At 44.2% G+C, this 14,493-nt stretch carries 12 protein-coding genes; 11 read left to right on the top strand and 1 reads right to left on the bottom strand.

From position 1 onward, the window contains the following. Window positions 1–112: 112 nt before the first annotated feature. Window positions 113–580 (bottom strand): Fe-S cluster assembly sulfur transfer protein SufU, encoded by a 468-nt coding sequence (gene sufU, locus DC077_RS06955; protein WP_109201788.1) that lies wholly within the window; start codon window positions 578–580, stop codon window positions 113–115. A 336-nt stretch (window positions 581–916) separates the two neighbouring features. On the opposite strand from sufU, the gene accD reads away from it, so the two are divergent. The 11 genes from accD (at window position 917) to rluB (ending at window position 14,369) form a co-directional block, all read left to right on the top strand. After that, on the top strand, window positions 917–1,786 hold the full coding sequence (gene accD, locus DC077_RS06965) for an acetyl-CoA carboxylase, carboxyltransferase subunit beta (protein ID WP_109201790.1): 870 nt from the start codon (window positions 917–919) through the stop codon (window positions 1,784–1,786). Window positions 1,787–2,068: 282 nt separating this feature from the next. Further along, complete coding sequence (locus tag DC077_RS06970) at window positions 2,069–3,376, top strand: bifunctional folylpolyglutamate synthase/dihydrofolate synthase (RefSeq protein ID WP_109201904.1); 1,308 nt, start codon at window positions 2,069–2,071, stop codon at window positions 3,374–3,376. Then, window positions 3,369–4,112, top strand: coding sequence for an SPOR domain-containing protein (locus DC077_RS06975; RefSeq protein WP_109201791.1), 744 nt, complete (start codon window positions 3,369–3,371; stop codon window positions 4,110–4,112). The genes DC077_RS06970 and DC077_RS06975 overlap by 8 nt, the downstream gene beginning before the upstream one ends. Window positions 4,113–4,310: 198 nt before the next feature. Further along, window positions 4,311–4,955, top strand: a complete 645-nt coding sequence (locus DC077_RS06980) for a CvpA family protein (RefSeq protein ID WP_157953508.1) — start codon at window positions 4,311–4,313, stop codon at window positions 4,953–4,955. Next, window positions 4,948–5,637, top strand: a complete 690-nt coding sequence (gene ubiG / locus DC077_RS06985) for a bifunctional 2-polyprenyl-6-hydroxyphenol methylase/3-demethylubiquinol 3-O-methyltransferase UbiG (RefSeq protein WP_109201793.1) — start codon at window positions 4,948–4,950, stop codon at window positions 5,635–5,637. Before DC077_RS06980 ends, ubiG begins: the two co-directional genes overlap by 8 nt. A gap of 109 nt (window positions 5,638–5,746) precedes the next feature. Continuing rightward, window positions 5,747–6,469: an SDR family NAD(P)-dependent oxidoreductase gene (locus tag DC077_RS06990; RefSeq protein WP_109201794.1), complete on the top strand. Its 723-nt coding sequence runs from the start codon at window positions 5,747–5,749 to the stop codon at window positions 6,467–6,469. Window positions 6,470–6,519: 50 nt separating this feature from the next. Then, window positions 6,520–7,926: a M16 family metallopeptidase gene (locus tag DC077_RS06995; RefSeq protein WP_109201795.1), complete on the top strand. Its 1,407-nt coding sequence runs from the start codon at window positions 6,520–6,522 to the stop codon at window positions 7,924–7,926. A gap of 30 nt (window positions 7,927–7,956) precedes the next feature. Beyond that, window positions 7,957–9,315 carry a M16 family metallopeptidase gene (locus DC077_RS07000; RefSeq protein WP_162297642.1) on the top strand — a complete coding sequence of 453 codons (1,359 nt, stop codon included), beginning with the start codon at window positions 7,957–7,959 and terminating at the stop codon, window positions 9,313–9,315. 470 nt (window positions 9,316–9,785) lie between these two features. Further along, on the top strand, window positions 9,786–11,735 hold the full coding sequence (locus DC077_RS07005; protein WP_109201797.1) for a DNA repair helicase YoaA: 1,950 nt from the start codon (window positions 9,786–9,788) through the stop codon (window positions 11,733–11,735). A gap of 210 nt (window positions 11,736–11,945) precedes the next feature. Next, window positions 11,946–12,548, top strand: coding sequence for a glycerol-3-phosphate 1-O-acyltransferase PlsY (gene plsY / locus DC077_RS07010; RefSeq protein ID WP_109201798.1), 603 nt, complete (start codon window positions 11,946–11,948; stop codon window positions 12,546–12,548). 228 nt (window positions 12,549–12,776) lie between these two features. Then, on the top strand, window positions 12,777–14,369 hold the full coding sequence (gene rluB / locus DC077_RS07015) for a 23S rRNA pseudouridine(2605) synthase RluB (RefSeq protein WP_109201799.1): 1,593 nt from the start codon (window positions 12,777–12,779) through the stop codon (window positions 14,367–14,369). The last annotated feature ends 124 nt before the right edge of the window (window positions 14,370–14,493 follow it).

The following is a 14,493-nucleotide window of genomic DNA, read 5'->3' on the forward strand; positions in this document are numbered from 1 at the left end:
CTACTATGTCTAATCTGTCTAGTACTGTCTAATCGATCTCTTAGTGAGATCTATTCTGCTCATGCCGACATCGACAAAAGTATTCCACTTCTATTCCACTTCATCCGATATTCTACTCTGTCTGAACAACCTCATCTTTTGCATGAATGGCTGAGTAGAGGGCATGCCATGGTAATGTGGCGCACTTAACACGTGCAGGATATTCGCGAACTCCCGTTAGAATCTGGAGCGCACCTAATCCTTCTCCTGGCGCATCTAGCGTCACCGCATCATGAAATCGCTGAAAGAGCGCTTCTGCCTCAGCAATACTCTTCCCCTTTATCGCCTCTGTCATCATGGAACTTGAGGCTGTTGAGATGGCACACCCCTCTCCTTGAAAAGCAATATCGGTAATAACACCATCTTCAATATTGAGATAGACCTCAATCTGATCGCCACAGAGCGGATTATGCCCTTCTGCATGATGAGAGCATGGGTCAATTTTATGGAAGTTTCGAGGATTACGATTGTGATCTAAAATCACCTCTTGATAGAGCGCTTTAATATCCGCTCCACTGCCCGCTTTTATATCAAAACTCATGGTAAATAATCTTCAACCTTAAATTAGCACTAAATTCGTACTGATTATAACGGATCAAAATTCCATTTACGAGCATTGATTCATTGCTGCATCTATTTTCTACCGAAAAAAGAGAATCTCAAAGCACCTCATTAGAGAATCGCTCCTTCATGATTCGAGAAAATCCTCATTGGCTATTTCTCTCTTTTATGAGAAAATTGAGTATTCAACTCGAAATCTTCATATTTTTATATTTCGAAACCTCACAACTTGATTGGCGTGAGTTGATCATTACAAATAGATCGACTCATGTAGCAACCGATACTAAAGAATATATTAAAAAAGGATGGTTATAGAATGAACTGGTTTGAGCGTATAATTCCAATGATCCGCACAACGAAGAAGGAGAATACAGTTCCGGAAGGTGTCTGGGCAAAGTGCCGTTCTTGCGATGCCATTCTCTATCAACAAGAGCTTGCAGCGAACCTTGAGGTTTGCCCAAAATGTAATGCTCATATGCGCATCGATCCTCGTACAAGATTAACAACATTTTTAGATAAAGATTCGACAACTGAGATTGGTGCAGAGATCGAATCGGTTGATTTTTTAAACTTTAAAGATAGTCGTCGCTATCGTGATCGTCTTCTCGATGCACAAAAATCAACAGGTGAAACTGAAGCGTTAATTGCAATGTCAGGAACCCTTAAAGGAATGCCAATTGTTGCCGCTTCTTTTAACTTTAACTTTATGGGTGGCTCAATGGGCTCTGTTGTCGGTGAGCGCTTTATTCGTGCGGTCAACCATAGTCTCGAGCATAAAGTTCCACTCGTCTGCTTTATGACAAGCGGTGGTGCGCGGATGCAAGAGGGCTTAACCTCCCTTATGCAGATGGCGAAAACATCCGCAGGGATTGCCCGTCTTAATGAAGAGCATTTACCCTTTATCTCTGTTTTAACAGACCCCACATTTGGTGGTGTTTCTGCAAGTTTAGCGATGTTAGGAGATATCAATATCGCTGAACCTTATGCACTTATCGGCTTTGCGGGCCCCCGCGTTATTGAACAGACTGTTCGAGAGAAATTACCAGAAGGATTCCAACGCTCTGAGTTCCTCCTTGAGAAAGGAGCGATCGATATGATTGTCGATCGCCGAGAACTTCGAAATGAGATTGCAAGCCTCCTTGCAAAATTAACACATCAAGGTAAGCCGTTAGAAGAGGTGGGTTAATCCTCAATCATCACTAATACTAATCGCTATTGAGATATCCCCTAACAGATAGTTTCGGGATATCTCCTTACCTCTATTTAATCACTCCTATTTAATAAGACTTGATCAATACCTGATCGACGCTTGATCGGCATTTGATCGATATTTGACTGACATTTAGTCGATACTTGAGCAACATTGTTACCTAATCAATAACCTAATGTATCACCTTATTAGTTTGGTAGTTTAACTCCCAATCAACCCATTAATCGCTTATAGATTCTACTAAGGGCAGAGATGACTATGGCTTCGAATCGTTCCCTTCAATCCTGGCTCACCTACTTAGAGGCTATTCATCCTCTTTCGATGGACTTTAAATTAGAGCGTATCAAAACCGTTCTAAAGAACCTCAATCTTGGCAAGATCGCGCCGCTTATTATCACCGTTGCCGGTACGAATGGAAAAGGTTCAACCTCAACCACAATCGCCAATCTCTACCATAGTGCCGGAAAGCGAGTTGGACTCTTTACCTCTCCCCATATTTGGCGCTTTAATGAGCGGATACGCATCGATCTAGAAGAGGCAGAAGATTGCGATATTATCGCTGCATTTGAAGCGATTGAAGCAGCTCGAGGCGAAATCACTCTCACCTACTTTGAATTTGCCACATTAGCGGCATTCTATCTCTTTAAAGAGAAGCAAGTTGATGTTGCGGTTCTTGAGGTAGGACTCGGGGGGCGGCTCGATTCAACCAATATTATCGATGCTGATATTGCCGTCATCACCCCAATCGGTATCGATCATACAGCACAACTAGGCAACACTATCGAAGAGATTGCCCGAGAGAAAGCGGGCATTATTAAAGATCGTGCTGCTGTTATCACTGCTGAAGCCTCACCCAATATCTCCATTACAAAACGCGTTACTGAAAGCTCGGCAACGCTCTATCAAAATGGACGAGATTTTCACTATCAGCTGCAAAAATCGGGGAAGTTTCACTATCAATTTCAAAAGATGCCTGAGCTTACTCTCCCTGCTCCCGCTCTTAAAGGATTGCATCAATATCAAAATGCGGCAACAGCAATTACCGCCCTCTACATTGGTGCTTCAAAACTTGGCATAACGCCCTCTCAAGAGATCATTGTAGAAGGATTAAAGCGAGTAAAATTAGAGGGGCGCTTTCAGCAACTCTCCCGGCCCGATAGCCCCTTAATCTATCTTGATGTGACACATAACCCTCAAGGAGCACTTGTGTTAAAATCATTAATTGAGGATCTTCGGTCTGAAAAGGGGGAATCATTTGAGATTATCGCCCTTTTAGGGATGCTTAAAGATAAGGACTCCGTGGCATTAGCAACGCCCTTAAAAGAAGTGATTCAATCATGGATTACTGCAACAATTGATGATTGTGATCGGGGTCAATCGGGCGAGGCTCTCGCAGCAAAGATTCAACCTATTATTCAACAAACCATTCTTGTGGCGCCTTCCATTGCCGCAGGTTGCAAACTTGCGTTAGAGAAGGCTCGACCACAAGATATTATTATTGTTTTTGGTTCATTTCATATGATGGCAGATAGCCTCAACTGGTTTAAAGAGAATCGATATGTCTAATACGCTAACAAAATCACTACTACAGCGCCTGATCGGTGGAATATTTCTTCTTGCTCTTGTAGGGCTCATCGCAGTGCTTCTCCTACAGCCTTCCGATAAGTTACCGAGCACAACTCCTCAGGCAAATAATGCGCAAAAGCCAGCCATTAGCATCACCTCTACAGCGAAAAAAGAGCCGCAAGAGATTGCTCCGCCGATTATTCTCGAAAGCCAATCTGGAAAAGAGATCACTGAAATTGTTAGCAATAGTAATGCACCCGGCGATATCATCGGTGAAGAGCTCTGGCAAAGTGTTGAGCAAGGCAAGAGCATTAAAGAGGAGAATGCCATTATTTTAGCGAGTATCGAGCCACCTAAAGTGACCCCAGCGCCTAAAAAAGAGGTTGAAAAACCGAAGACAACTGCAAAAAAAGAGCCGGTGATGCCAAAGATTGAGCTAATTGCCGATAGTGAAAAAAATAGCGCGAAAGCGCCGCAAAAAGCCCAAACACCCCAAGCGCCCAAAGTGGCAGCGCAAGGATCTTGGTATGTGCAGTTAGGTGCTTTCGGCAATAGTGCAAATGCACAAAAGTTGATGAATGAGTTTAAACAGAAGGGATATAACGTTCGAATCTTAAAAGATAACAAATTAAATCGTGTGCAAATTGGCCCTTATGCTACCAAAAAAGAGGCTGAACAAGTACAATCACGTACTAGAAGCGGGTCATTAAAACCATCTGTTGTACAGGCGAAATAAGTTAATAAAAAAGTATAGAGTTACAGAAATACAGAAGTACAGAAGTACAGAAAATAAAATACAAAAACACAGAGATCACTTTTACCTCTTCCCTCTTACACCCCCTCAAAGGATAAAAGAAGTGATAAGAGAAATGAGAAGAGAGGGAAATAAACGTGATCTATCTACAAAAAACTATTGGACTAGGAGCTCATTAACGTGGATATCTCAACCATTATTGATGCCATCATTATTGCTATTATTGCTATCTCTGTCATTGTGGCATTCTTTAGAGGCTTTATCTCAGAGGCTCTCTCATTGATCGTCTGGGTATTAGCATTTATGGGAGCTGTCTTCTACTATCAAGATGTGGGCAAGATGCTCCCCAACCTCTTTGGCGGTAGTGCAAATGCCTTAAGTGGTGATGAGTCGATCTTCGGCGATCTTATCAGTTTTGCTATCACCTTTATCGCGCTCCTTATTATTTTAGGATTGGTCAATCTTTTGATCACCTTTGTTCTTCGCAAATTGAGTATCTCCTGGCCAGATAGACTCCTCGGTACTATCTTTGGGCTTTTAAGAGGGATCTTTATCGTTGCTGTGATCTCCCTCTTTATTATTGAATCCCCCTTTAAAGAGAGTGAATATTGGAAAAATGCTAAATTTTCCGGCATGGCATCATCGTGGGCGGAAACTCTTGGCTCGATGATTCCCGAAAACTTCCTAGAGAGCATCAACACCACTGTTATTGAGCCTGCAAAAGGAGCTGCTCAGCAAAATAGTAATAGCATTAAAGAGGCTGCTCAAAAAGCAGCAATCGAACAGATGACGCGCCTACGCGAGGAGGCTACACGTAATGAGTAATGTATCACACGATGAAATTGAGAAGTTTAATGATCAAGATTGGTGGAATCGCGAAGGTGAATTGAAAACCCTACACGATATCAATCCTACCCGTTTTGAGTTTATTGAGCAGTTTGTTAATCTTGCCGGAATTAAAGCCCTCGATATCGGTTGCGGTGGCGGAATCATTACCGAAGGCTTAGCTAAGCGTCATGCCAAAACGACCGGAATCGATATGGCTCCTAATGCGATTGCGATCGCTAAAGCGCATGCTCAAGAGAATCATCTTAAGATCGATTATCAAGTGACTACCGCTGAAGAGTTTGCCGAAAATCATCATGAGGCATTTGATCTAATCACCTGTCTTGAGATGCTCGAACATGTTCCTACGCCAAGTGCAATTATTGAGGCGGCGAGCAAAATGTTAAAACCGGGGGGCGATATCTTCTTCTCAACCATCAATCGCACCTTAAAATCGAGAGCTCTAGCACTCTTTGCGGCTGAGAGTATTCTGCGCATCGTTCCGAAGGGAACCCATGACTATAACAAGTTAATCACGCCCCTAGAACTCTATGAGATGTGTGAAAGTTACGGCTTAACTGTCAAAAAGATTGTAGGGATGAGTTATAACCCCTTTACGCGAGTCGCAACTCTGACCGATGATGTCAGCATGAATTATCTCCTCTATGCGACAAAAGCGTAAATGGCAGGGCTAAAATCCTTGGTCTTCTAACAACGATCAAGGATTGATTCACAATATTTGATTCAACTATAGAGATAGATTTGGGTATCAATTTAGAGAAGGATTTTATATGTCAAAACCATTAACAGGTCGTATCATTTTAGTCACTGGTGCTTCAGGTGCTATCGGAAAAGAATCTGCTTTACGCCTTGCCGATCTCGGTGCGACCATTATCCTCATGGGGCGAAAAGAGGAGAAGCTCAACCCCATCTATGACATTATTGTCAACCGAGGGGGAGCAGAACCTGCTATTGTGGCAATGGACTTTCTAAAAGTAGAAGATCTCGATTACTACAATCTTGCTCAAAACCTAGCGTTAGAGTTTGGAAAACTTGATGGTATTGTCCATGCAGCCATCAACCTTGGTTACTTAACTCCCCTTGCCCATACCAGCCCTGAAAAATGGCATCATGGACTTGATATTACCCTCAATGCGCCCTACTTTTTAACTCATGCAATGTTGCCACTTCTTGATCAATCTGATCGCGCTTCTGTGATCTTCTTTACCCATGATGAAGTTGCGAAAGGTGATCGTGCCTATTGGGGCAGCTATGCGATTGCTAAAGCGGGCTTAGAGACAATGATGAAGATCTTTGCCTTAGAGAATGAATCAGAGCAGAAGATCTCCTTTAATGCTATCGATCCGGTCTGTATCAACTCAGCCCTTCGTATGAGTGTGATGCCGGAAGGTGCGCCTAACCCGAAAGAGTTACGTAAAGTGATCGATCTTGTATGGCAGCTCAATGACCCTGAACAACCCTTTGTCACGGGGACAACATTAACTGTTGAATAGATGGGCAACCTGCCCTATTACATCAATCTATCTTCTATTAGGAGGAGACTATGAAAAAAGTACACCCTCTCAAAAAAGCGGCAACTCTCTTTATTGCCGCTTTTTCTTTTTCCTCAATCATCGCTATTGCCGAAACAGCAACCGAAAGAGTACGTATTATCGATAACACCTATGAAACTGAGCTCGATAATGGCTTAAAAGTGATCGTCAGAGAAGATCATCGGGCACCGGTTGTCACCTCAATGGTCTGGTATAAAGTAGGATCGGTAGATGAACCGCGAGGCCTTGGGGGAATCTCCCATATGCTAGAGCATATGATGTTTAAAGGAACCGATACTTTAGGCCCTAATGAGCATTCGATGATTATTGCTAACCTTGGTGGTCGAGATAATGCTTTCACCTCCACCGATTATACCGCCTACTTTGAGAATCTACCGGCATGGGAGCTAGAGACGGCCCTCAAATTAGAGGCTGATCGAATGCAGAACTTAGAGCTTCGCGCAGAAGATTTTACCCCTGAACGACTCGTTGTTGCAGAAGAGCGCCGGCAACGGACCGATAGTAATCCGCAAGCACAACTCTATGAAGCATTTAATGCCAATCTCTTTACCACAAGCGCCTATCGCAATCCGGTAATTGGCTGGATGCCGGAGATTGAAGGCTGGACTTTAGAGGATCTTGCAAATTGGTATCAACAATTTTATGCCCCCAATAATGCCACAGTTGTAATTGTTGGTGATATTGATCCTAAAAAAACGATCGCCCTTGTTGAGCAATATTTTGGAGATATTCCTCCGAGCGAAGAAATTACCCGCCCTCACAATTTTGAAGTTGCACAAAAAGGAGAGAAACGGATCGATCTTGCAATCCCCGCTAATATGCCGCTTCTCTTTATGGGTTATAAAGTTCCTAGTATCAATGAGGTCGATCCTGCAGAGAGCCAAGAGCCCGATGCCCTTCTTCTCGCCTCTTTAATCTTAGATGGCACCTCCTCTTCTCGCCTTCCTAAACGCTTAGTGCGTGATGAGCAGATTGCATTAGAAGCTGGCAGTTACTACAACTATGGTGCTCGCTACACAACGCCCTTTACCTTTGTCGCTGTTCCTGCAGAAGGGGTCTCTTTAACACAACTTGAGCAGAGCTTAAAAAAAGAGATTGCCCTTCTACAAAATGAGCTTGTCTCTGAAGAGGAGATCGAGCGTATTATCGGTCTCTATGAAGCGGGAAATATCTACAGTCAAGATTCCGTAGCAACGCAAGCGATGTTAATCGGTCAAGCTGAAACTACCGGTGAAGGTTGGCAAAATGCAGAGAATCGTGTCGAACGCTTGAAGAAGGTCACCCCGGAGATGATTCGCGAAGTCGCACAAAAATATCTCAATGATCAGCAAGCCACAATCGCAACACTCCATCCACAACAAGCCGCTCAAGAGCGCCATGAGATCGCACCGCTTTAAGCGTTCATGTTGCTTTAAAAAGGAATGATAATGAGACAGATTATGAGAAAGTTCTTCACAACCCTCCTCTTCACAATCCCATTTTTTGCCAGCTTAAGCGCACAAGCTGCAACCGATGTTGAGACTTGGCGTACCGATGAAGGGGCTGAGGTCTACTACCTTTATGCGCCAGAAATTCCGATGGTTGATCTTATCCTCTCGCTCGAAGCGGGATCGATTCGTGAAGGCGATAGCTATGGTTTAGCGGCGATGACCGCTAAGATGGTTACCTCAGGAACGCAATCGCTCGATGAAGAGGCGCTTCTATTGAAGCTCGACCAATTACAAAGCTCAATCACTGCGTCAAGCTCTACCTATCATACGCTCTTCTCCCTACGCTCACTAAGCAAAGCATCCCTGCTTCAACCAAGCTTAGATCTGCTCTATGAGATGTTGCAATCACCGCGCTTTGAGGAGAAGGTCTTCAAAAGAGAGATCACCCAAGCAATCGATAGCCAAAAAGCTCGCCTCGATAATCCCTCTGCGATTGCCAATGAGCTCTACTATGCTGCGCTCTACCCCAATAGCGTGATTGGCGCCACTTCAGAGATGTTACAAGCATCACTTACAAAGATGAGTCTAGGCGATGTAAAGGCATTCCAAGAGCAATATTATGATGCTCATGGCGCAAAGATCATCTTTGTTGGGGATATTTCAGAAGAGGATGCCAAAAAGGTATCGGCTCAAATTAGCCAGATTTTAGGGCCCGGCGAGATCCATCCGGCAATAGCTCAAATTGAGCCCGTCTCCATGAATCTCACCTATGAAAAATATTTCAATAGCCCACAGACACAAGTCATGATGGGTCAACCCGCAATCGATCGCTTTAGTCCCGATTATCTTCCTCTAATGATTGGGAATCATCTTTTAGGTGGAAGCGGTTTAACCTCACTCTTAATGACAACGATTCGAGAAAAAGAGGGATTAACTTATGGTATCTATAGCCGTTTTTCCCCCAACTTCTATGAAGGTCCTTTTACAATTAGCTTCTCTACCAAAAATGAGAGCGTTGAAGATGCCATTACTCAGACCAAAGCTGTCGTGAAACAATTTATCGATAATGGACCTGATCCTGAGCTTTTAGAGCGTGCAAAGAATAACTATATCGGCTCATTAGTGCTCGATCTCGATAGTAATCTTAAACTAGCTTATGCCATCTTAAACTTAGCAACTTATGGATTACCACTCGATTATTATGAGACTTTGCCAGAAAAAGTGAGAGCAATTACCCCTCAAGAGATTCAGGAAGCCTTTAAGCGTCATGTCAACCCCCAAGAGATGACCACTGTGATCGTCGGTGGCGATGTTGCACCCGATACAGAGACCGAAACCCCCTTCCAAGACCAGTAACAATCAAGCTTTAGAAGGTTTTTGCTAACTAAATAGGGTTATCCCCTCTTATCCCCACAAGCTGTGGATAAGTTTTGGGATAGCCCTATTATATTGTTAACGCTCCCCATAAGAATGCGCCTCTCAGGAATTGCGCAATAATAGATCAGCATAAAGAGTGACATTGTTCTATATTGATTAGTTCCCCCTAATATTTATCTTCTTTAGATATCTACCTTAAATATCTACTGTAAGTTTCTATTCTGTTAGAACTTCAAACTAGCAACTCGCAACTAAGCGCCGATGATGCTTAAGATCGTTTCTAAGATCAATAAATGGCCTAACACCTCCCCAACTCTTCTTCTGCCCAAATTCATTGCAATAATGGGGCTTTCCTCCTCCGCCAATTATCTCCTCCCGCTTCTTTGAAAAAAACGTTACAATAGTCCCCTCTTATCCTCAGATCTAACCTACGGTAGAATCAAAATCTTATGAATAGAGATCGTATTACGCAATTTTTCGCCCAAGATGGCGCATTAAGCAGCATCATTGATGGTTATCAGCCACGTGATGAACAGATTGAGATGGCTGAGGCAATCGCCCTTGCCATTGAGGAGCAAGAGACCTTAATCGTAGAAGCAGGTACAGGAACAGGAAAGACCTTTGCCTATCTTGTGCCAGCACTCCTCTCTAAAAAGAAGACATTAATCTCAACCGGAACGAAACATCTACAAGATCAGCTCTATGAGAAGGATATCCCCTTACTGAAGAAGGTGATTAAACACCCGATCTCAACAGCACTCTTAAAGGGGCGCAGTAACTATCTCTGCCTCTATCGAACAAAGACGCTACGCGCTCGTGGACGATTTGAGAATAAGAAACAGGTTGAGCAATTTTTTCGAATTGAACGCTTCTCACAACAAGATGCTATCGGCGATATTACGCAGCTCTCTGGTATTACCGAAACAGAGCTCTGGTCACAAGTGACCTCCACAACCGAAAATTGCCTCCACAATGAGTGCCCTGATTATGAGGAGTGCTTTGTCTTTAAAGCTCGAAAAAAGGCGATGGACTCTGATGTTGTGGTCATTAACCACCATCTCCTTTGTGCCGACTTAGCACTAAAACAGGATGGTTTTGGCGAGCTTCTGCCAGAGGCAGATATCATTATTATCGATGAGGCCCACCAACTTGCAGAGACTGCCGGGCTCTTCTTTAGTACACAAATTTCCACGAAGCAATTTCATGATTGGATCGATGATCTCAACAAAGCGATTGCCGTAGATGCTCCTGACTTCAGCGGTCACGATACCGCGGCAGATGCACTCTTTAAAGCGCTCACAGAACTACGAAAAGCGCTCCCTCAATATAATCAACGCTACGCTTTAACAGAGTTTGCCGATAACCCCATTATCACAAATCTCTACCAAGAGGTTTACGATATTCTCAAAACCTTACTGCAGATTGTTGACCCGCTCAAGGTTCGCGCGCAAATCTTTACAAAGTTGCTCGATCGTTTAGAAGAGCTGACGATGACCTGGAAGATTCTCCTCTTAAGTGAAAAGACCCCAGATTCTATCAATGCCATCAATTGGCTAGAGACCTATACCTTCAACATCACATTTCATTCAACGCCGCTCGATATCTCCGAACAGTTTCGAAAAAATAGCGGCTTACTCAATGCTAGCTGGATCTTCACTTCGGCAACTTTAGCGGTCAAAGATGATTTTAGCTACTTCTGCCGCCCCTTAGGGTTATCGAAGAAGAATACCTTAAAACTAGAGAGCCCTTTCGATTATCCCCGAACCTCTCTACTCTACCATCCTGATCATCTACCACTGCCGAGCGATCCTCGCTTTCTGCCGGAGATGATCGATGCGATTATCCCGATTTTAGAGGTAACAAAAGGACGCGCTTTTATCCTTTTTACCAGTTATCGAGCGCTCAATGAAGCAAAAGAGCTCTTAGGACGAAAGACCGATTACCCCCTCTTTGTACAGGGAGATCTTCCTAAGATGCAGCTGATCGAAGAGTTTAAAGAATCCGGCAATGGTGTGCTCTTAGGAACTATGAGTTTTTGGGAAGGGGTTGATGTTAAGGGCGATGCGCTCTCTTGTGTCATTATTGAGAAATTCCCCTTCGCTTCTCCGGGCGATCCGATTGAGCAGGCGAAGATGGATCTAATTCGCGAACAGGGCTATGACCCTTTCAATACCTATCAACTCCCAAAAGCGATTATTGCACTGAAACAAGGAGTTGGCCGGCTGATTCGCGATCATGATGATTATGGATTACTCGTTATTGCCGATCCGCGCCTCTCTAAGAGTCGCTACGGAAAACGATTCCTCGATAGTCTTCCGCCGATGACGAAAACATTAAAAGCAGAACGAATCTCCCGATTCTTTGACTATATCGAAAGTAGAGAGAAGGATAAAAAATAGCAAAATAACCAAACAGCCAAATAACAAAGTTATAAAATCATATAGTTATAACCTTATATCACCTTATGTGACACAATAGACAGCAGTAAACATAACAAACTCAAGAGATATAAGATGCAAGAAATAATATCTTGAAGTAAAAGATACTTCGGTTACAACGCCCTATTTAAATTCCCACTTCTAACCCTTTTCTAATAGAGGTTTCACCCCATGAATATCACATTCCTAGGACTCCTACTTATCATTGCAAGTTACTTAATCGGCTCGCTCTCTTCGGCGATTATTCTCTGTAAACTTGCTGGACTACCCGACCCAAGAACTGAAGGCTCCGGCAACCCCGGCGCCACTAATGTGATGCGCATCGGCGGGAAAAAACTTGCCGCTCTCACCCTTTTAGGGGATCTACTTAAAGGCTTAATCCCGGTTCTACTTGCTAAGATCCTCGGTCAGTCTCCCACAATTATCTCTCTTGTGGCAGTCGCGGCCTTTTTAGGTCACCTCTATCCGCTATTTTTCGGCTTTAAAGGGGGCAAAGGTGTTGCAACAGCTTTTGGTGCGGTCTTAGGTCTCAATCCTTTCGTGGCTCTCTGCGCTTTCGGTGTCTGGTTACTGATCTTCTTTGGAACTAAAATCTCTTCACTCTCTGCCCTTACTGCGGCAATCTCCGTTCCTCTCTTTCTCTATCTCTTTAATACTCCGGCAGCGATCGTTGGTGCGGTAATCTTTATGGATCTCTTTTTAATCTATCGCCATAAGAGCAATATTGAGAGACTTCTCCGAGGAGAAGAGGGAAAATTGAAGTCTAAAAAATAACAATAAAGTGCCGCAAAGCAGACAATTGAAGCATTATCAGACAGTCCTCTCTCAGCAATTCTACGAGAAACCCCATCGATAGTAATCGCTTACTATATGAAATGAAATGAAGATGAGAGACCGATAAGGTGAACTGCATAGTGATAAGCTAAATGATCACTATAAATCGATGCTTTGATCAGCTATAATAAGACCTATTTAATTGAAAATTCCTATTTTAAGGACAGCATGAAAGAACGTTTACAGAAAGTTTTAGCGAACCTAGGATTTGGTTCACGCCGGGAGATTGAGGGTTGGATTAGCGAGGGTCGCATTAAGGTGAATGGCGAAGTCGCAGAGCTCGGTTGCCAAATAGATGGAACAGAGAGTGTCCACCTAGATGATCGCCGAATTTCTATCGACAAAAGTGAACAAGAGCGTCGCGTCTTAATCTATTACAAGCCCGTAGGTGAGATTACAACCCGCCACGACCCTGAAGGTCGTCCTACTATTTTCGAGAGCCTGCCGAGCATCCGCGATGGTCGTTGGATCACCGTTGGTCGTCTCGATATCAATACCCAAGGGCTTCTCCTTGTAACTAATGATGGCGAACTTGCCCATCGTTTAATGCACCCTTCCCATGAGCTAGAGCGCGAATATGCGGTACGTGTTATCGGTGAGTTTACCGATGAGATGGCAGATAATATGCGCAATGGAATTGAGTTTGAAGATGGTGTCTCAAAATTTGAAGAGATCCTCTGGTCAGGCGGAAGTGGCGCAAACTTCTGGTATCACGTCACCGTTAAAGGTGGGAAAAACCGAGAAGTCCGCCGTCTTTGGGAATCCCAAGGTTTAATGGTTTCACGCCTTATTCGTATTCGTTATGGCAACGTGGAATTACCACCAGGATTACGTGAAGGACAATTTATCGATATCGATCCTGAAGTCTTAAAAGAGCTAGTAGAATCGGTGGGTCTTGAGCATCAACATGTCGTTCTTGATGAGAAGCAAGAGCGTCAAAGAACAAAACCGCGTCGTATCGGTAGTGTTCAAGAGCGTCGCCGTGAACTGAGCCGTTCTCCTCGTCCAAGAAGTGATGAGCGTGGAGAACGCAGTGATCGTGGTGAGCGTAGTAACTTCGGTCGTAGTAATGATCGTTTCGAGCGCCGTCCTTCATCCGATCGCCCTGACAATCGCGGAGATCGCGCAGGTCGTGGCGAGCGCAGTGATCGTGGTGAACGTAGCAACTTCGGCCGTAGTAATGATCGTTTCGAGCGCCGTCCTTCATCCGATCGCCCTGACAATCGCGGAGATCGCGCAGGTCGTGGCGAGCGCAGTGATCGTGGTGAACGTAGCAACTTCGGCCGTAGCAATGATCGTTTCGAGCGCAGATCATCTGATCGTCCTGACAATCGCAGAGACCGTGACAATCGTGGCGAACGCAGTGATCGTGGTGAGCGTAGTAACTTCGGTCGTAGCAATGATCGTCTCGAACGCAGATCATCTGATCGCCCTGACAATCGCGGGGATCGCGCAGGTCGTGGCGAGCGCAGTGATCGTGGTGAACGTAGTAACTTCGGTCGTAGCAATGATCGTTTCGAGCGCCGTCCTTCCTCTGATCGCCCTGATAATCGCAGAGATCGTGCAGGTCGTGACAATCGTGGCGAGCGCAGTGAACGCAACTTTGGCTCACAAGATTCACGTCGCCACAATCGCTCAGAAACACGCTCTTTTAACCGCGACCGCAATGAAGGTCAACGAGGAGCAGGAAGAGGTAGAGATTCTGGTCGAGATTTTAAACGAGATGGGAATCACGACTCTGACCGCCGATCTCGCTCATAACCCCAGATAGCGGGAATATCTTATAAAGATCTTTTGCACTGCAGGAGGTCTTTATTTATTTCTAGCGCTCTCTGAGCTTTCAAATTTTAAGTTTTAAGTTTTAAGTTTTAAGTTTTTAAGAAGG

It is taken from the genome of Ignatzschineria cameli (assembly GCF_003121895.1).
GTDB lineage: Bacteria > Pseudomonadota > Gammaproteobacteria > Cardiobacteriales > Wohlfahrtiimonadaceae > Ignatzschineria > Ignatzschineria cameli.

Excerpts from the sequence above, each read along its gene's own strand:
- sufU (WP_109201788.1), bottom strand. The coding sequence starts at position 580 with ATGAGTTTTGATATAAAAGCGGGCAGTGGAGCGGATATTAAAGCGCTC.
- accD (WP_109201790.1), top strand. The coding sequence starts at position 917 with ATGAACTGGTTTGAGCGTATAATTCCAATGATCCGCACAACGAAGAAG.
- DC077_RS06970 (WP_109201904.1), top strand. The coding sequence starts at position 2,069 with ATGGCTTCGAATCGTTCCCTTCAATCCTGGCTCACCTACTTAGAGGCT.
- DC077_RS06975 (WP_109201791.1), top strand. The coding sequence starts at position 3,369 with ATGTCTAATACGCTAACAAAATCACTACTACAGCGCCTGATCGGTGGA.
- ubiG (WP_109201793.1), top strand. The coding sequence starts at position 4,948 with ATGAGTAATGTATCACACGATGAAATTGAGAAGTTTAATGATCAAGAT.
- DC077_RS06990 (WP_109201794.1), top strand. The coding sequence starts at position 5,747 with ATGTCAAAACCATTAACAGGTCGTATCATTTTAGTCACTGGTGCTTCA.
- DC077_RS06995 (WP_109201795.1), top strand. The coding sequence starts at position 6,520 with ATGAAAAAAGTACACCCTCTCAAAAAAGCGGCAACTCTCTTTATTGCC.
- DC077_RS07000 (WP_162297642.1), top strand. The coding sequence starts at position 7,957 with ATGAGACAGATTATGAGAAAGTTCTTCACAACCCTCCTCTTCACAATC.
- DC077_RS07005 (WP_109201797.1), top strand. The coding sequence starts at position 9,786 with ATGAATAGAGATCGTATTACGCAATTTTTCGCCCAAGATGGCGCATTA.
- plsY (WP_109201798.1), top strand. The coding sequence starts at position 11,946 with ATGAATATCACATTCCTAGGACTCCTACTTATCATTGCAAGTTACTTA.
- rluB (WP_109201799.1), top strand. The coding sequence starts at position 12,777 with ATGAAAGAACGTTTACAGAAAGTTTTAGCGAACCTAGGATTTGGTTCA.